Origin of the sequence: Streptomyces sp. NPDC008150, assembly GCF_042956945.1 — a bacterium.
GTDB lineage: Bacteria > Actinomycetota > Actinomycetes > Streptomycetales > Streptomycetaceae > Streptomyces.
Map to the genome: position 1 here is coordinate 376,395 of NZ_JBIBHJ010000007.1, position 17,889 is coordinate 394,283.

The 17,889-nt window shown below is 72.2% G+C and carries 14 protein-coding genes and 1 riboswitch; of the genes, 13 read left to right on the forward strand and 1 reads right to left on the reverse strand.

Annotated elements, in window-relative coordinates:
• Positions 1-222 precede the first annotated feature (222 nt).
• The 3 genes from ACFZA0_RS20155 (at position 223) to ACFZA0_RS20165 (ending at position 7,004) form a co-directional block, all read left to right on the forward strand.
• Positions 223-1,632, forward strand: coding sequence for a solute carrier family 23 protein (locus ACFZA0_RS20155; RefSeq protein ID WP_391018498.1), 1,410 nt, complete (start codon positions 223-225; stop codon positions 1,630-1,632).
• A gap of 456 nt (positions 1,633-2,088) precedes the next feature.
• Positions 2,089-6,357, forward strand: coding sequence for a discoidin domain-containing protein (locus ACFZA0_RS20160; RefSeq protein ID WP_391018501.1), 4,269 nt, complete (start codon positions 2,089-2,091; stop codon positions 6,355-6,357).
• Positions 6,358-6,536: 179 nt separating this feature from the next.
• Complete coding sequence (locus ACFZA0_RS20165) at positions 6,537-7,004, forward strand: thioesterase family protein (protein ID WP_391018504.1); 468 nt, start codon at positions 6,537-6,539, stop codon at positions 7,002-7,004.
• On the opposite strand, the gene ACFZA0_RS20170 is transcribed toward ACFZA0_RS20165, so the two are convergent.
• On the reverse strand, positions 6,964-8,178 hold the full coding sequence (locus ACFZA0_RS20170) for an MFS transporter (RefSeq protein ID WP_391018508.1): 1,215 nt from the start codon (positions 8,176-8,178) through the stop codon (positions 6,964-6,966). The genes ACFZA0_RS20165 and ACFZA0_RS20170 overlap by 41 nt on opposite strands.
• A 247-nt stretch (positions 8,179-8,425) precedes the next feature.
• Between ACFZA0_RS20170 and ACFZA0_RS20175 the strand changes: the two genes are divergently transcribed.
• The 10 genes from ACFZA0_RS20175 to ACFZA0_RS20220 all read left to right on the forward strand — a co-directional run bounded on the left by ACFZA0_RS20175 (position 8,426) and on the right by ACFZA0_RS20220 (position 17,838).
• Complete coding sequence (locus ACFZA0_RS20175) at positions 8,426-9,688, forward strand: ROK family protein (protein WP_391018511.1); 1,263 nt, start codon at positions 8,426-8,428, stop codon at positions 9,686-9,688.
• A 311-nt stretch (positions 9,689-9,999) separates the two neighbouring features.
• Positions 10,000-10,130, forward strand: a riboswitch (FMN riboswitch).
• Positions 10,131-10,276: 146 nt separating this feature from the next.
• Positions 10,277-10,879: a riboflavin synthase gene (locus tag ACFZA0_RS20180; RefSeq protein WP_391018513.1), complete on the forward strand. Its 603-nt coding sequence runs from the start codon at positions 10,277-10,279 to the stop codon at positions 10,877-10,879.
• The gene (locus tag ACFZA0_RS20185; protein ID WP_391018516.1) at positions 10,876-11,520 is read left to right on the forward strand and encodes a nicotinamide mononucleotide transporter; all 645 of its coding nucleotides are present in this window, start codon (positions 10,876-10,878) and stop codon (positions 11,518-11,520) included. Before ACFZA0_RS20180 ends, ACFZA0_RS20185 begins: the two co-directional genes overlap by 4 nt.
• Positions 11,517-12,815 (forward strand): bifunctional 3,4-dihydroxy-2-butanone-4-phosphate synthase/GTP cyclohydrolase II, encoded by a 1,299-nt coding sequence (locus tag ACFZA0_RS20190; protein ID WP_391018519.1) that lies wholly within the window; start codon positions 11,517-11,519, stop codon positions 12,813-12,815. Before ACFZA0_RS20185 ends, ACFZA0_RS20190 begins: the two co-directional genes overlap by 4 nt.
• A 46-nt stretch (positions 12,816-12,861) precedes the next feature.
• Positions 12,862-13,347: a 6,7-dimethyl-8-ribityllumazine synthase gene (gene ribH / locus ACFZA0_RS20195; RefSeq protein WP_391018522.1), complete on the forward strand. Its 486-nt coding sequence runs from the start codon at positions 12,862-12,864 to the stop codon at positions 13,345-13,347.
• Between the two features lie 33 nt (positions 13,348-13,380).
• Positions 13,381-13,653 carry a phosphoribosyl-ATP diphosphatase gene (locus ACFZA0_RS20200; protein WP_391018525.1) on the forward strand — a complete coding sequence of 91 codons (273 nt, stop codon included), beginning with the start codon at positions 13,381-13,383 and terminating at the stop codon, positions 13,651-13,653.
• A 90-nt stretch (positions 13,654-13,743) separates the two neighbouring features.
• A complete protein-coding gene (gene hisG, locus ACFZA0_RS20205; protein WP_391018529.1) occupies positions 13,744-14,592 on the forward strand; it encodes an ATP phosphoribosyltransferase in 849 nt (282 codons plus the stop codon).
• 13 nt (positions 14,593-14,605) lie between these two features.
• Positions 14,606-15,085 (forward strand): PH domain-containing protein, encoded by a 480-nt coding sequence (locus ACFZA0_RS20210; RefSeq protein ID WP_391018531.1) that lies wholly within the window; start codon positions 14,606-14,608, stop codon positions 15,083-15,085.
• Positions 15,086-15,349: 264 nt separating this feature from the next.
• A complete protein-coding gene (locus tag ACFZA0_RS20215) occupies positions 15,350-16,705 on the forward strand; it encodes a CNNM domain-containing protein (RefSeq protein WP_391018534.1) in 1,356 nt (451 codons plus the stop codon).
• The gene (locus ACFZA0_RS20220) at positions 16,702-17,838 is read left to right on the forward strand and encodes a CNNM domain-containing protein (RefSeq protein WP_391018536.1); all 1,137 of its coding nucleotides are present in this window, start codon (positions 16,702-16,704) and stop codon (positions 17,836-17,838) included. Before ACFZA0_RS20215 ends, ACFZA0_RS20220 begins: the two co-directional genes overlap by 4 nt.
• Positions 17,839-17,889: the final 51 nt, after the last annotated feature.

The following is a 17,889-nucleotide window of genomic DNA, read 5'->3' on the forward strand; positions in this document are numbered from 1 at the left end:
GGCCCGCCCCCGGCGGACCGCCCGCGCTCCGGGCCGGGCCCGGGGCGGACGCCGTCCCGGCGTTCGCGATCGCGTCCTCGGCGACGGCTCCGGGCCGCCCGCCCGCCCCGTTCCGCGTCATGCGGACGGCCGTACGGGCAGGTGGGCGGCCCGGGTCGATGCGGGCCGCCGGCCGCGCGTTGTGTACTTTCCTTCGGTGAGTTCGCGAACGGAGAGTGCCTGATGGCCGGTTTTGGGTGGAAGCTGCACGGCGACGGTCGGACCCTGAAACCGGGTGAGGTCGTCAGGCCGGACGAGCGGCTCTCCTGGACCCGCACGGTCGGCCTCGGCGCCCAGCACGTCGTCTCGATGATCGGCGCCTGCTTCGTCGCGCCGGTGCTCATGGGCCTGAACCCGAACCTCGGTCTCATGGCCTCCGGCGTGGCGACCCTGCTGTTCCTGGTGCTCACCCGCGGCCGGATCCCCAGCTACCTGGGGTCGTCCCTGTCGTTCGTCGGCGTCGCGGCCGTCATCACGAGCCAGGGCGGCGGCCCCGCCCAACTGACCGGCGCGCTGCTCGTGGTGGGCCTCGCGCTCGCCGCGGTCGGCCTGGTGGTGCACTTCCTCGGGGCGCGGGTCATCCATCTGGTGCTGCCGCCCGCCGTGACGGGCGCCGTGGTCATGCTCATCGGCTTCAACCTCGCCCCCGTCACCGCCTCCACGTACTGGCCGCAGGACCAGTGGACGGCGCTCGCCACGATGCTGTTCACCGGCCTCGCCCTGTGCGTGCTGCGCGGCTTCTGGTCGCGGATCTCGATCTTCCTCGGCCTGGTCTTCGGGTACGTCCTGTCCTGGGTGCTCGACCTGACCGCCGGGAAGATCCACTCGGCCGACGGCAGCGGCAAGGTCGTCGACCACTGGCGCCTGGACCTGAGTCCCGTCGGGGACGCGAGCTGGATCGGCTTCCCCGGCCTGCACGCCCCCGCGTTCAGCGGCTCGGCGATCCTCGTGGCGCTGCCCGTCCTGATCGCCCTGGTGGCGGAGAACGCCGGGCACGTCAAGGCCGTCGGCGAGATGACGGGCGACCCGCTGGACGACCGGCTCGGCACCGCGATCTTCGCGGACGGCGCCGCGACCGTGATCTCCACGGCGGCCGGCGGACCGGCCACGACCACCTACGCGGAGAACATCGGCGTCATGGCCGCGACCCGCGTGTACTCGACGGCCGCCTACATGTGCGCCGCGTTCTTCGCGCTGCTGTTCGGCGTCTGCCCGAAGTTCGGCGCGGTCGTCGCCGCGATTCCCGGCGGCGTCCTGGGCGGCATCACCGTCATCCTCTACGGCATGATCGGCCTGCTCGGCGCCCAGATCTGGATCCGCAACAAGGTCGACTTCTCCCAGCCGCTCAACCTGATCCCGGCCGCGGCCGGTGTGATCGTGGGCATCGGCGGCGTCGGCCTGAAGTTCACGGACAACTTCGAACTCAGCGGCATCGCGCTCGGCACCGTCGTGGTGCTGACCGGCTACCACGGCCTGCGCTGGCTCTCCCGGGCCGCGGGCACGGACCGGTCGCCGCTCCTGGACGGCGGACTCACCGACTACGACGACGCGGAGGATTCCGGAGCGGGGGAGTCCGGACCGCGGCAGGGGTGACGCACGAGGTTGCGCCGCATTGCCGCAAGAAATCGATAACCAGCAGCAAAATATTGGCACTTGAGGGACGGTGCCCCGACCGCGACTCGCGCCGTGCCGGGGCGCCGTCGGGCCCGTCGCGGCAGCCCCGACCGCGTTTCGCCGTCCCGGCCGACCGGAATCTCCGCTTGCCGTAACGCCGTTGGGGGCCGATGCCGCGGGCCCGCCCGGCCGCTCGCGCAACGCAAGCGATGTCGGTGAACCGTCGGCCGTTGCGTCCCGGAAATTTCCTGTGTCCCACCCGTGGACGTCTCTACAACTCTCTGCAATATTCCAATAATTGAACGCAAGAACGCGATCAGCGGGCCGAACTCCAGCTCCCCGTCCGCGCGTTCACGCTCCACCGCTCTGCTCCACGAAGCCGCCCTCGCGTGCCTTCCTTCCGGGCGCGAGGCCCCCGCAGAGAGGGACACCCCCATGCCCCGAACCACCACCGGCCGGTGGAGACGACGTACGGCCACGGCCGTGCTCGCCTCCAGCGTCATGGTGCTCGGCCTGCCCGCACTCACCGCCCACGCCGCCCCCGAACCGGGCAGCACTTCGAAGGCGGCCACCACCGCCGGCAGCGTCCTCGGCGCCCACACCGCCGCCAACGTCAGCGACGGGGACGCGAACACCTACTGGCAGGCCGGCAAGAAGTCCGCCCAGTGGGTCCAGACCGACCTGGGCAGCGCCCGCCGGGTCCGCCAGGTCGTCCTGCGCCTGCCCGAGGGCTGGAAGACGCGCAAGCAGACCCTCGCGATCCAGGGCAGCGCCGACGGCAAGAGCTTCGCCACGCTCAAGTCCTCGGCGCGGTACACCTTCGGCCCCGGCAACGGCAACACCGTGAAGGTCACCTTCCCCGCGACCCTCGCCCGCTACGTGCGCGCCGACTTCAGCGCCAACTCGGTCGCCGGCTCCGCGCAGCTCGCCGAGATGAAGGTGCTCACCACCGCCGCCGCCACCCCCAACCTCGCGCAGGGCAAGACGTTCAGCGAGAGCGGGCACGCCGACGTGTACGGCGCCGCCAACGCCGGTGACGGCAACGCCTCCACCTACTGGGAGAGCACCAACAACGCCTTCCCGCAGTGGCTCCAGGTCGACCTGGGCTCCTCGGTCAAGGTCAACCAGGTCACGCTGCGCCTGCCCGCCGGGTGGCCCAGCCGGTCCGAGACCTTCAAGATCCAGGGCTCCACCGACAACCAGAACTTCACCGACCTCACCGCCTCGAAGGCGTACACCTTCGACGCCGCGGGCGGCCAGGCGGCGACCATAGCCTTCGACACCACGACCACCCGGTACGTGCGGGTACTGGTGACCGCCAACACCGGCTGGCCGGCAGCGCAGTTCTCGGAGCTGGAGGTCTACGGCCCGGCGGCCGGCGACACCCAGGCGCCCACCGCGCCGGCCAACCTCGCCTACACCGAGCCCGCCTCCGGGCAGATCAAGCTCACCTGGAGCGCGGCGAGCGACGACACGGCCGTCACCGGCTACGACATCTACGCCAACGGCGTGCTGCGCGCGAGCGTCGGCAACGTCCTCACGTACACCGACACGCAGCCGGCCGGCACCGACGTCACGTACTACGTGCGCGCGAAGGACGCGGCGGGCAACGTGTCGGGCAACAGCAACAGCGTCACCCGCAAGGGCGCGACCGGCGACACCACGGCGCCCACCGCGCCCGGCACCCTCGCCTACACGCAGTCGGGCGCCGCGGTGAAGCTCACCTGGCTGGCGTCCACCGACAACGTCAAGGTCACCGGCTACGACGTCTACGCCAACGGCACGCTGCTCACCTCGGTGGCGGGCGACGTGCTGACCTACACCGACAACCCGGCCACGACGTCGACCGTCACGTACTACGTGAAGGCGAAGGACGCGGCGGGCAACGTCTCCACCGCGAGCAACAGCGTCGTGCGCGCCGGTTCCGGCGTCGGCTCCAACCTCGCGCAGGGCAAGCCGATCGAGGCGTCGTCGTCGACGTTCACCTACGTCGCGGCCAACGCCGACGACGGTCTCACCAGCACCTACTGGGAGAGCGGCGGCGGGGCGTACCCGGCCACCCTCACCGCGAAGCTGGGCGCCAACGCCGACCTCTCGCAGGTCGTCGTGAAGCTGAGCCCGGACGCCGCGTGGGCCACCCGCACCCAGAACATCCAGGTGCTCGGGCGGGACCAGGACGCGACGGCCTTCACCAGCCTCGCGGCGGCGAAGGACTACACCTTCAACCCGTCGAGCGGCAACACGGTGACCATCCCGGTCTCCGGCGCCGCGGCGGACGTCCAGCTGAGGTTCACCTCCAACAGCGGTGCCCCCGGCGCCCAGGTCGCCGAGTTCCAGGTGATCGGCACCCCGTCCGCCAACCCCGACCTCAAGGTCACCGGCATCACCAACTCCCCGGCCGCGCCGGTCGAGTCGGACGCCGTCAGCCTCACCGCGACCGTCACCAACGGCGGGACCAAGGCCGCCGCGGCGACCGACCTCGCCTTCTCCCTCGGCGGGACCAAGGTCGCCACGGCCGCCGTGCCGGCCCTCGCCGCCGGTGAGTCGAAGACGGTCACCGCGAGCATCGGAGCCCGGGACGCGGGCAGTTACACCGTCGGTGCCGAGGTGGACCCGTCCAACAAGGTCATCGAGCAGAACGAGGCGAACAACACCTTCACCCGCTCCGACGCCCTCGTCGTCAAGCCGGTCTCCAGCTCCGACCTGGTCGCCTCCCCGGTCGCCTGGTCGCCGTCCGGTCCGTCGGCCGGGGACGAGGTCAAGTTCAGCGTGGCGATCAAGAACCAGGGCACCGTCGCCTCGGCCTCGGGCGCCCACGCCATCACCCTGACCGTCCAGAACGACCAGGGCGCCACCGTCAAGACGCTCACCGGCTCCTACAGCGGCGCGATCGCCGCGGGCGCGACGACTGCCCCGGTGAGCCTCGGCTCGTGGACGGCCGTCAACGGCAAGTTCACGGTGAAGACGGTGATCGCCAACGACACCAACGAACTGCCGGTCAAGCAGGCCAACAACACCACGTCGCAGGCCCTGTTCGTCGGCCGCGGCGCGGACATGCCGTACGACATGTACGAGGCCGAGGACGGCACGCTCGGCGGCGGCGCGAAGGTCGTCGGACCGAACCGCACGATCGGCGACATCGCCGGAGAGGCCAGCGGCCGCAAGGCCGTGACCCTGAACGCGACCGGCCAGTACGTCGAGTGGACCACCCGGGCGCAGACCAACACCCTGGTCACCCGCTTCTCGATCCCGGACGGCACCACCACCACGCTCGACGTCTACGTCGACGGCACCTTCCTCAAGGCGATCGACCTGACCGCCAAGTACGCCTGGCTGTACGGCGACGAGACCGCGCCCGGCAACTCCGCCGGCTCCGGGGCCCCGCGCCACATCTACGACGAGGCCAACGTGCTGCTCGGGAAGACCGTCCCGGCCGGCTCGAAGATCCGGCTCCAGAAGGACGCCGCCAACACCTCCACGTACGCGATCGACTTCGTCAACACCGAGCAGGCCACCCCGGTCGCGAACCCCGACCCGGCCGCCTACACCGTCCCGGCGGGCTTCTCGCAGCAGGACGTGCAGAACGCCCTCGACAAGGTCCGCATGGACACCACGGGCAAGCTCGTCGGCGTCTACCTGCCGGCCGGCGACTACGAGACGTCCAGCAAGTTCCAGGTCTACGGCAAGGCCGTGAAGGTGATCGGCGCGGGGTCGTGGTTCACCCGCTTCCGGGCGCCCTCCTCGCAGGAGAACACCGACATCGGCTTCCGGGCCGAGGCCACCGCCAACGGGTCGTCGTTCACCGGGTTCGCCTACTTCGGGAACTACACGTCCCGGATCGACGGTCCCGGCAAGGTGTTCGACTTCTCCAACGTCTCGGGGATCACCATCGACGACGTCTGGGCCGAGCACATGGTGTGCCTCTACTGGGGCGCGAACACCGACAACATGACGATCAAGAACTCCCGCATCCGTGACACGTTCGCCGACGGCATCAACATGACGAACGGCTCCACGGGCAACCACGTCGTCAACAACGACGCGCGGGCGACCGGCGACGACAGCTTCGCGCTGTTCTCGGCGATCGACGCGGGCGGCGCCGACGAGAAGGACAACGTCTACGAGAACCTGACGTCGACCCTCACCTGGCGCGCGGCGGGCGTGGCCGTCTACGGCGGCTACAACAACGTCTTCCGCAACATCCGGATCGCCGACACCCTGGTGTACTCCGGGATCACGATCTCCTCGCTGGACTTCGGCTACCCGATGAACGGCTTCGGGACCCAGCCGACCACGATCGAGAACGTCTCCCTCGACCGCACCGGAGGCCATTTCTGGGGCTCGCAGGTCTTCCCCGCGATCTGGATGTTCTCCGCCTCGAAGGTCTTCCAGGGCATCCGCGTCAACGACGTCGACATCGACGACTCGACGTACGGCGGCGTGATGTTCCAGACCAACTACAGCGGCGGGGTCGCGCAGAACCCGGTCACCGACACGATCCTCACCGACATCTCCATCACCAATTCCAAGAAGAGCGGGGACGCCTACGACGCCAAGTCCGGCTTCGGGATCTGGGCCAACGAGCTGCCGGAACCCGGGCAGGGCCCGGCGGTCGGCGAGGCCACGTTCGTCAACCTCACGATGAGCGGCAACGCCGAGAACATCCGCAACAAGACCACCACCTTCAAGATCAACGTCCAGTAGCCGGACCCCGGTCCGACCCGAACAGGCCGGCCGTCCCTCGCGCGCACCTGACCGCGCGAGGGGCGGCCGGCCGCCGTTCCGCCGGACGCGGGGAATCCGGATGGTGAGCGTCCGCTTAGGATGGCGGAAACGTCTCTTCCCGCCGCCCCGCCGGTGCGCCGTCCCCAGGAGTTCCCGCCGTGACCGCCGCAGCCCCCGAAGCGCCCGCCGGGCATCCGCTCCCGTACGGCCGGCTGATCCCCGTGACCGTCCACTTCGACGACCTGGACGCCCTCGGGCTGCTGCACAACGCGCGCTACCCCGTGCTGGTCGAGCGCGCCTGGTCCGAGCTGTGGCAGCAGCACGGCTTCGGCTTCGCGGGCGACTGGTCCGCCGCGGGCGACGCCTGCAACGCGGTGCGGGAACTGCGGATCGGCTACGAAGTACCGGTGACCCGGCCGGGCGCGTACGCCGTGCACCTCTGGCTGGAGCGGCTCGGCACCACCGGCCTGACCTACGGCTTCCGCTTCTGCTCCGCGGACGGCTCGGTGACCTTTGCTTCCGGCACGCGGGTCCTGGTCAGGCTCGACGCGGCGACCCTGCGCCCCGCGCCGTGGAGCGACGCGTTCAGGGCCGCGGGGCGGGAACTGCTGCGTCCGGCGCACTGACCTTCGGCCGTCCCCGGTCGCCCGCGCGCAGCACCCCCGCGAAGCCGACCAGCCCGCACGCCAGCAGCGTCACCAGGCCGAACGACACCGTCAGGCTGGTCGCCTGGGCCAGCGTGCCGATCGCGCCCGGGGCGACCAGGCCCGACGTGTACGTGATGGTCGCGACGCCCGCGATGGCCAGGCTCGGGTTGCTCCCGCTGCGCCCGGCGGCGGCGAAGCACAGCGGCACCACGACCGCGATCCCGAGCCCCATCAGCGCGAACCCGGACATGGCCACGGCCGGCCTGCCCCCGACGACGACGAGCAGCCCGCCGGCCACGGCCAGCAGCCCGCCGAGGCGCACCACGCGCACCGAGCCGAACCGGTCGACCACCCGGTCCCCGGCGACCCGGGCGACCGCCATCGTCAGCGTGAACCCGGTGGTGCAGGCCGCCGCGAGGCCCGCCGAGGTCTCCAGCCGGTCGCGCAGGTAGACCGCCGACCAGTCCAGGCTCGCCCCCTCCGCGAAGACCGCGCAGAACCCGATGGCGCCGATCAGCAGGGCGGAGCGCGGCGGCAGCGCGAACCGGGGCGGTGCCTCCTCGTCCTCGGCCGGCCGCAGGTCCAGCACCCAGCCGCAGGCGGTCAGCCCGAGCACGGTCAGCACGCCCGCCGCGACGACGTGGTGCAGCCGGGCGTCGGTGCCCAGGTGGGCCGCGAGCGTGCCGAAGGCCGAACCGACCAGCGCACCCGCGCTCCACATGCCGTGCAGCCCCGACATGATCGACCTGCCGAGCCGGTTCTCGACCTCCACGCCGAGCGCGTTCATCGCCACGTCCGCCATCCCGGCCGAGGCGCCGTACACGAACAGGGCCAGGCACAGCGTGACCAGGTTCGGCGCGAGGGACGGCAGGACCAGCGACAGCGTCCACATCGCGAGCAGTACGCGCAGCGCCGTGCGCGCCCCGAGGCGGTGGGTGATGCTGCCGGCCAGCGGCATCGCGAGGGACGCGCCGAGGGCGGGGAAGGCGAGGGCGAGCCCCAACTGTCCGGCTCCGACGGAGGAATGCTCCTGGATCCACGGCACCCGGGTCGCGAACGACCCGGTGACGGCACCGTGCACGGCGAACACCACGGCCACGGCGTACCTGGCCCGTGCGACCTCGCGCCGGTCGCGCACCCCGTCCTCCGCCATGTCCGTTCCCCCGTGTTCCCCGTGTGCCCGTGTGCGGCGTCTTCTGTGTCTTCTGCGTATTCGCGTTCCGAGCGGTGCCCCGGTCGGTCCGCAGGGCGCCCGTAAACTATCAGGAACCCTGCCTGATAAATAGACTGAGGTACGAGGAGGCCGCCGCGCCCGGCGCGAACCGGCCACTCGCGGACCCGCTGCCCGCCGCCCGGGGCGCCGGGACGTCCGCCGTCGCCGATCTGGAAGGATTCCCGGCATGCCGCCCGCATCCCCGAGCACGGCCAGGGCCATCAACGACCGGCTCGCGCTGCGCCTGTTGCAGCAGGAGGGCCCGCTGACCGCGGCCCGTCTGAAAGAGCTGACCGGTCTGTCCCGGCCGACGGTCGCCGACCTCGTCGAACGCCTCGCGGAGGCCGGCCTGATCGCCGTCGTCGGCGAGACGGGGGAGCGTCGCCGGGGTCCGAACGCCCGCGTGTACGGCATCGTCGCCGACCGGGTCCACCTCGCCGCCCTCGACGTCCGCACCGGCGGCGTCTCCGTGCTCGTCTCGGACCTGCTCGGCCGGGTGGTCGCCGAGGCGTCCGTACCGGTCGACGGCACCGGGGACACCGGCCCCGCGGTGGAGCGCACCGTGGCCCTGGTGGAACGGCTGGCCAAGGAGGCGGGCGCCGAGCGGCTGCACACCGTCGGCATCGGCGTCCCCGGCCTGATCGACCCGGCGACCGGCGAACTCCGCGATTCCACCGGGCTGCCCGCCTGGCACCCCCGCCTGGTCGCCGCCCTCCAGGAGCGGTTGCCGGACACCCGTCTGATCGTCGAGAACGAGACCAACGTGGCCGCCCTCGCCGAACAGCGCGAGGGCGCCGCCCGCGACCGGGACACGTTCGTCCTGCTGTGGCTCGGGCACGGCACCGGCGCCGCCGTCGTCCTGGACGGGGCGTTGCGCCGGGGTGTCTCCGGAGGCACCGGCGAGATCGGCTTCCTGCCCGTGCCGGGGACAGCCGGGCTGCCGTCGGCGACCGACTGCGAGGGCGGCTTCCACTCGCTGGCCGGGGCCGCGGCGGTCCTCGCCCTGGCCGCCCGGCACGGCCTGCCGGCCCCCGCCGACGGCCTCGACGCGGCCGGGTCGGCGGCCGACGCGGTGCGGGCCGCGGTGGACGCGGTGGAGGGGGCCGGGGGAGCGGACGGCGACGGAACCGGGACTCCCCGTGGGCCGGTCCCGGCCGAACGGGCCGCCGCCGCGGCCGGGTTCCTCGACGAACTCGCCGACCGGCTGACCCTCGCCGCCGCGGCCGTCGTCGCGGTGCTCGACCCGGGCTGCGTGGTCCTGGCGGGCGAGGTCGGACAGGCCGGCGGCGCCGTGCTCGCCGCCCGTGTGGAGCGCCGGCTGCGCCGCATGTCACCGCTGGCCACGCAGGTGCGGGCGGGTGTCCTCGGCGGTGCGGCGGTGCTGCGCGGCGCCCTGCTGACGGTGCGCGACCGGGCCCAGGACGAGGTGTTCCGCGCGGCGGCGAACTGAGCCGGCGGCCGTACCCGCCCGGGACCGAACGGCCTTGCCGGCCGGGCGGGTTGGGCACCGGGGCCGAGCGAGGGGACCCGGCGGCGGGCAAGGGCCTTCGTCACCGCCGCCGGGCCGACGGCGTTGACCCTAAAATGGACTAGACCAGCGAGTCAAGGGAGTTGAGCGGGGCTCAAGTCCCCACGTTCTCCCGCCTGTTGACCAGGCCGAACACTCGCCGTGTCAACCCCGTGGACACCGTGTGAGCCAGCCCACAGCGGGCTCCTTCATGGACGCCCGCCAGGCGTGGCACACTGGTCGGGTAGCAAGAGCAGCGCACTCCGGGGTCGGTGAAAGTCCGAACCGGCGGTTACAGTCCGCGACCCGGTCGCTTCCAGCGACCGGTTGACCAGGTGGAATTCCTGGACCGACGGTTAAAGTCCGGATGGGAGGCAGTGCGCGGCGGGCGGGCATTCGTGCGCGCCGCCGAATCGGCCCGTCCGCACGGACGGGCTCCGTCCGGCGTCGCCCCCATGCGTTCCTCCCGCTCTCTGTCGCCCGCGACAGCCCCGGAGTCCGTGCCCCCATGAGGCAGGGAGGACCCGGGAAGTGTTCACCGGAATCGTCGAAGAGCTGGGCCACGTCACCGCAGTGGAAGAACTGGGTGACGCCTCTCGTTTCCGGCTGCGCGGCCGGGTGGTCACCGAGGCCGCGAAGCACGGTGACTCCATCGCGGTCAACGGCGTCTGTCTCACCGTCGTGGAGCACGAGGGCGACGAGTTCACCGCCGACGTCATGGCGGAGACCCTGAAGCGGTCGAGCCTGGGCGCCCTCGCCGTCGGTTCCCGCGTCAACCTGGAGCGCCCCACCGCGGTCGGCGACCGGCTCGGCGGACACATCGTGCAGGGCCACGTCGACGGCACCGGCACGATCCTGGAGCGCGTCCCGTCCGAGCACTGGGAGATCGTGAAGGTCTCCCTCCCCGCCGACCTCGCGCGCTACGTCGTCGACAAGGGCTCCATCACGGTCGACGGCATCAGCCTCACCGTCGTCGAGGCGGGCGCCGACCACTTCACCGTGAGTCTCATCCCCACCACGCTCGCGCTGACCACCCTCGGCCTCAAGCAGCCCGGCGACCCGGTCAACCTGGAGGTCGACATCGTCGCCAAGTACGTGGAGCGCCTGCTCGCGGGACGGGGGACCGGAGAGTGAACTGGCTCAACTCCGAGGCGTTCACGCTGTTCGGGCAGCAGATCAAGTGGTCCGACATGACCGGCAACGTGATCGGCCTGGTCGCCCTCGCGCTCGGCTGGCGCCGCTCGCTGTGGACCTGGCCGGCCCAGCTCGTGTCCGGGGTCGTCCTGCTCGCCGCCTTCGCGACCGCCCACCTGTCCGGCAGCGCCGGCAAGCAGCTCGTCGTGATCGTGGTCGCGGTGTACGGCTGGTGGCAGTGGAACCGCGGCCGGGGCGGTGCCCAGGACGGCTCGATAGCCGTCCGCTTCGCCACCTGGCGCGAGCGCGGCGCGATGGCCGCCCTGGCCGTCCTCGGTACCCTCGCCGTCGGCGCCCTGTTCACCGCGTTCCCGGCCCTGTCCTGGGACCCGTGGCCGGACGCCTACATCTTCGTCGGCACCATCGTCGCCATGTACGCGCAGGCCCGCGGCATGGTCGAGTTCTGGTTCGCGTGGCTGCTGGTCGACGCCGTCGGCGTCCCGCTCAACTTCGCCAACGGCTTCGCCTTCTCCGGCTTCGTCTACGTCGTCTACGGCGCGCTCGTCCTGTGGGGCCTGCGCGACTGGTGGCTGCGCTCCCGCAGGGACGCGCGGCATCTCCCGGAAGGAGCGCCGGCATGAGCGCCGCACCCGTTCTGTACAGCACCGTCACCCCCGACACCACCGAGGACCTGGCCCTCGACCCCGTCGAGCGTGCCGTCGCCGACATCGCGGCCGGCCGGCCGGTCGTGGTCGTCGACGACGAGGACCGCGAGAACGAGGGCGACCTCGTCGTCGCCGCGGAGAAGGTGACCGACGAGATCGTCGCCTTCATGATGAGCGAGTGCCGCGGCCTGATCTGCGCGCCCATGGAGAGCCCGGAACTGGACCGGCTCCAGCTCCCGCAGATGGTCCAGGACAACACCGAGTCGATGAAGACCGCCTTCACCGTCTCCGTCGACGCCTCCGCGGCCCACGGTGTCACCACCGGCATCTCCGCCGCCGACCGCGCGGCCACCCTGCGCCTGCTCGCCGGCGGCGAGGCCGGCCCCGGCGACTTCGTCCGCCCCGGACACGTGTTCCCGCTGCGCGCCCGGCCCGGCGGGGTGCTCGTGCGCAACGGCCACACCGAGGCCGCCGTGGACCTCGCCCGGCTCGCGGGACTGCGCCCGGCGGGCGCGATCGTCGAGATCGCCGGCGAGGACGGGCACATGCTGCGGCTGCCCGAGCTGATCCCGTTCGCTCGCAAGCACGGCCTGACGATCATCTCCATCGAGGACCTGATCGCGTACCGGCGGTCCGCCGAGCCCACCGTCCGCCGCGAGGCCGAGGTCGAACTCCCCACGGAACACGGCCCGTTCACCGCGTACGGCTACCGCTCCACCGTCGACGGGGTCGAGCACATCGCCCTCGTCCACGGCGACATCGGCGACGGCGAGGACGTCCTGGTCCGGCTGCACTCCGAGTGCCTCACCGGCGACGTCTTCCGCTCCCAGCGCTGCGACTGCGGACCCCAGCTCGACGCCTCGCTGGCCCGCGTCCAGCAGGAGGGCCGGGGCGTCGTCGTCTACCTGCGCGGCCACGAGGGACGCGGAATCGGACTGCTGTCCAAGCTGCGCGCCTACGAGCTCCAGGAGCAGGGCCGCGACACCCTCGACGCCAACCTGGAACTGGGCCTGCCCGCCGACGCCCGCGACTACGGCGCCGGCGCGCAGATCCTCCAGGACCTCGGCGTGCGCACCGTGCGCCTGATGACCAACAACCCCGACAAGAGCGACGCCCTGCGCCGGCACGGCCTGCGCGTCCTCGGCCGGGAACCGATGCCCGTCCAGGCGGGCGAGCACAACCTGCGGTACCTGCGCACCAAGCGGGACCGCATGGGGCACGACCTGCCGTGGCTGGACACGACCGCCGTGTCCGCCTGCGGCAACCAGTAACAGGCCGGAACCGGACCAGTAACCAGAGGCAGAGGGAGAGACGTACGTGAGCGGCAAGGGTGCACCGGAACTGTCCGTCCGCAACTGCGGTGACCTGCGGGTCGCCGTCGTCGCGGCGCAGTGGCACGAAAAGGTGATGGACGGTCTGGTCGACGGCGCGCTGCGCGCCCTGAGCGAGCTCGGCATCGACGAGCCCACCCTGCTGCGGGTCCCCGGCAGCTTCGAACTCCCGGTCGTGGCCAAGGTGCTGGCCGGCCGCGGCTACGACGCGATCGTCGCCCTCGGAGTCGTCATCCGCGGCGGCACCCCGCACTTCGAGTACGTCTGCCAGGGCGTCACGCAGGGCCTGACCCAGGTCTCCGTCGACACCGGCGTCCCGATCGGCTTCGGCGTCCTCACCACCGACGACGAGCAGCAGGCGCTCGACCGCGCCGGACTGCCCGGCTCCGCCGAGGACAAGGGCCACGAGGCGGTGACAGCCGCCGTCGCGACGGCGGCCACGCTGCGCTCGGTGTCCGAACCCTGGCGCTGAGACACCGCCGGAAGCGCGTAGGCTGGGAGCACCATGGCCAACAAGACGTTCGAGGAGCTCTTCACCGAGCTCCAGCACAAGGCAGCCCACGGCGACCCCGCCTCCTCCCGCACCGCGGAACTGGTCGGCAAGGGGGTCCATGCCATCGGCAAGAAGGTCGTCGAGGAGGCCGCCGAGGTGTGGATGGCGGCCGAGCACGAGGGCAAGGAGGCGGCTGCGGAGGAGATCTCGCAGCTGCTGTACCACGTCCAGGTGATGATGGTCGCCCGCGGCATCTCGCTCGACGACGTCTACGCCCATCTCTGAGCCGACCCCTCCCGCACAGCGCACCACCCCGGCGCCCCCGCGCGCCCGAACCCGTACGCCCAGCACCACCGAACGAAGGAAGCCGACCTCATGCTGCGCATCGCCGTCCCCAACAAGGGTTCCCTCTCCGGGCCTGCGGCGGACATGCTGCATGAGGCCGGCTACCAGCAGCGCCGCGAGGCCAAGGAACTGCGGATCGTCGACCCGGTCAACGAGGTCGAGTTCTTCTACCTCCGCCCCCGCGACATCGCGATCTACGTCTCCTCCGGCCGCCTCGACATCGGCATCACCGGCCGCGACCTGCTGATCGACTCCTCCGCGAACGCCGAGGAGATCCTCCCGCTCGGCTTCGCCCGCTCCACCTTCCGCTTCGCCGGCAAGCCCGGCACGGTCGACTCCGTCACCGGCCTCACCGGCAGGACGGTCGCCACCTCGTACGAGGGAATCGTCGCCAAGCACCTCGCCGACAACGGCATCGACGCCTCCGTGGTCCACCTCGACGGCGCCGTCGAGACCGCCATCGAGCTCGGTGTGGCCGAGGTCATCGCCGACGTCGTCGAGACCGGCACCTCCCTGCGCAACGCGGGCCTCGAAGTGTTCGGCGAGCCGATCATGAAGTCCGAGGCCGTCGTCATCCGCCGTACCGGCGCCGAGGCCGACGAGCCCAAGGTCGAGCAGTTCCTGCGCCGCCTCCAGGGCGTCCTGGTCGCCCGCACGTACGTGATGATGGACTACGACTGCCGCGTCGAGCAGCTGGAGAAGGCCGTCGCCCTCACCCCCGGCCTGGAGTCCCCGACGGTCTCCCCGCTGCACAACGAGGGCTGGGTCGCCGTCCGCGCGATGGTCCCCACCAAGGAGGCCCAGCGGATCATGGACGACCTCTACGAGATCGGCGCCCGCGCCATCCTCACCACCGCCATCCACGCCTGCCGGCTCTGAGGTGCCGCGAGCCATGTCCGACCAGCCGTCCGCCCGGCCCGCGCCCGAAGCGCCGCCGGCACTGCCCGTCACCTTCCGGCCCGGCCGCACCCGCGGCGTCCTGCTCTCGGCGGGACTCGCGATCTTCGTGGTCATCACCGCGGTCGCGATGCTGCTCGAAGAGCTGAGCCCCGGTGAGCGCGTCAGCTTCGTGTTCACCGGCGCGCTGCTGTTCGCCGTGGCCGCGCTGCTCGCCCGCCCCAAGGTCGTCGCCGACGAGGCCGGTGTCACCGTCGTCAACATCGCCGGCCGGCGCCGGCTGGCCTGGGCGGAGATCCTCCGGGTCAACCTGCGCCCCGGCGACCCCTGGGTCTTCCTCGACCTCAGCGACGGCACCAGCCTGGCCGCCCTCGGCATCCAGCCCGGCATCGCCCGGCAGCGCGCCGTCGCCGACGCCCGCGCCCTGCGCGCGCTCGCCGAGACCCGCACGGCAGCACCGGGAGACGGCGTGTAGAACGCCCTCCGGAACGGCCTCCCCACCGGGGCGCCGGACCGACTTGGAGCAGTCCACCCTGCCCCAGTGGCCCGGGTCTTGATTAATCTGGTGGCGGAGGCGTTTCGCTGCGCCCCGCCCCTGAGTCCCATCCGGAGCCCAGGGGCTCCTGCTATCCGAGGAGTGACTCCCTCCGGCGATGGACGGATCGTCCTGCAGTACCTGCGCCGCCCCCTCCCCACCTGACGTCGGCCGCACCTGCGGCCCCACGGAGGCGGCGGCATCATGACCACCCCCTTGCTGCTCCTCGGAGCGGCACTCCTGCTGATTCTCGCCAACGGGTTCTTCGTGGCGGCCGAGTTCGGGCTCGTCACGGTCGAGCGGGCGGAGGCCGAGAAGGCCGCCGCCGAGGGCGACCGACGGGCCCGTACCGTCGTGGAGTCGCTGAAGGAACTCTCCTTCCAGCTCTCCGGCACCCAGCTCGGCATCACCATCACCTCACTCGTCGTCGGCATGCTCGCCGAACCGGCGCTGGCGACCCTGCTGCACGGCCCGTTCACGGCGGTCGGCGTCCCCGACGGTGCCGTCTCCGGCGTCGCCGTGGTCTCCGGCATGCTGCTGGCGTCCGCCGGACAGATGGTCGTCGGCGAACTCGTCCCCAAGAACTGGGCGGTGTCGCGGCCGTTGCAGGTCGCGCGGTTCGTGGCCGGCCCGCAGCACCTGTTCGCCAGGCTGTTCCGCCCGGTGATCGCGGCGCTCAACACCGTCGCCAACCGGCTGGTCCGCGCGCTGGGCGTCGAGCCCGCCGACGAACTGGCCTCGGCCCGCACCCCCGGTGAACTCGTGTCCCTGGCACGGCACTCGGCGCAGGCCGGAACCCTGGAGCAGGACACCGCCGACCTGTTCGTGCGGACCCTGTCCCTCGGTGAACTCACCGCCCAGCACGTCATGACCCCGCGCGTGCGGGTCAGCGCGCTCCAGTCGTCGGCGACCGCCGAGGACGTGGTCAACCTCACCCGTGCCACCGGTCTCTCCCGCTTCCCCGTGTACCGGGAGAAGATCGACGAGATCGTCGGCATGGTCCACCTCAAGGACGCCCTCGCCGTGCCCGCCCACGACCGGCTGCGCACCCCGGTCACCCGGATCGCCAAGCCCCCGGTGCTCGTCCCCGAGACGCTGCCCGTGCGACCGCTGCTCGCGCGGCTGCGCAGCGAGCAGCCCATCGCGGTCGTCGTCGACGAGTACGGCGGCACGGCCGGCGTGGTGACCCTGGAGGACATCGTCGAGGAGCTCGTCGGCGAGGTCCGCGACGAGCACGACGGCCACGACCTGCCCGAACTGGCCGCGGCCCCGCCGGAGGACGGCAGGCCCGCGTGGGACGTCGACGGCGGCTGCCGCGTCGACACCCTCCTGCGCATCGGCCTGGAGGTCCCCGAGGGCCCCTACGAGACGGTCGCCGGCCTGGTCGCCGACCTCCTCGGCCGCATCCCGGTCCCCGGCGACCGGGCCGAACTCCCGGGCTGGCGGCTGACCGTGCGCCAGGTCGGCCACTACCGCGCGGAACGGGTCCGCCTGGTCCGCACCGTGCCGGCCACAGCTCCCGCCGCACCCGTCACGTCCGTCCGGGAGGCCGTCCGATGAGCGTGCTCCAACTGGCCCTCGCGGCCGTGCTCGTCCTCGTCAACGGCTTCTTCGTCGGCGCCGAGTTCGCCATGGTCTCCGTACGGCGCAGTCAGATCGAACCCCTCGGCACGGCGCGCTCGCGCCGGGTCCTCGAAGGGCTGGAGCGGCTGCCGCAGATGATGGCCGCCGCGCAGTTCGGCATCACGGTGTGCTCGCTGACCCTGGGCGCGGTCGCCGAACCGACGGTGGCGCACCTGCTGGAGCCCGTCTTCGCGTGGGCGGGGCTGCCGGAGGGCGTCATCCACCCGCTCGGGTACGTCATCGCCCTGGCGGGGGTCGTCTTCTTCCACCTCGTCGTCGGCGAGATGGTCCCGAAGAACCTCGCGATGGCCGCCCCGGAGAAGGCCGCGCTGTGGCTCGGCCCCGGCCTCGTCGCGTTCGCGCGGGTGTGCCGGCCGGTGACCGTCGCCCTCGGGGCGTGCGCCGCGGGCATCCTGAAACTCTTCCGCGTCGAGCCAAAGGACGAGGTCGAGGCGGTCTTCACCAGCGAGCAGCTCAACCGGCTGGTCGAGGACTCCGGACAGGCCGGCCTGCTCGACCCCGAGGAGGCCGAACGCCTGGAGGACGCCCTGGAGTTGGGCTCCCGCCCGGTCACCGACGTGCTGCTGACGCGGGACTCGCTGGTGACCGTCGACCCGTCGGTCACCCCCGGGCAGATCGTCGCCCTGACCGCCCGGACCGGCTACTCGCGCTTCCCCGTCGCCGCGCAGAACGGCGCCTTCATGGGCTATCTGCACGTCAAGGACGTCCTCGATCTGGAGGAGTCCGAACGGGCGGTGCCGCAGCAGGTCTGGCGGCCCATGACGACGCTCGGCTCCGACCTCCCGCTCGACGACGCGCTCACCGTGATGCGCCGCGCCGCCGGCCACCTCGCCCAGGTCGCCGACGCGTCCGGCCGCGTGGTGGGTCTCGTCGCGCTGGAGGACGTCCTGGAACTGCTGGTCGGCGAGGTCACCGACCCGGCGCACCGCGACGCGCCGGAGCCGTCCGCCGCCCCGGCGTCCGGCCGCGAGGTCACCGTGCCGCGGTCCGGGGACCGCGCCGGGGACACCCGTACGGGCGACCGCGCGGAGGAGGCACTGGCGAGCTGACGCACGCGCGGCGGGGACCGACCGGCCCCCGCCGCGCGCACGCCGTGCGAG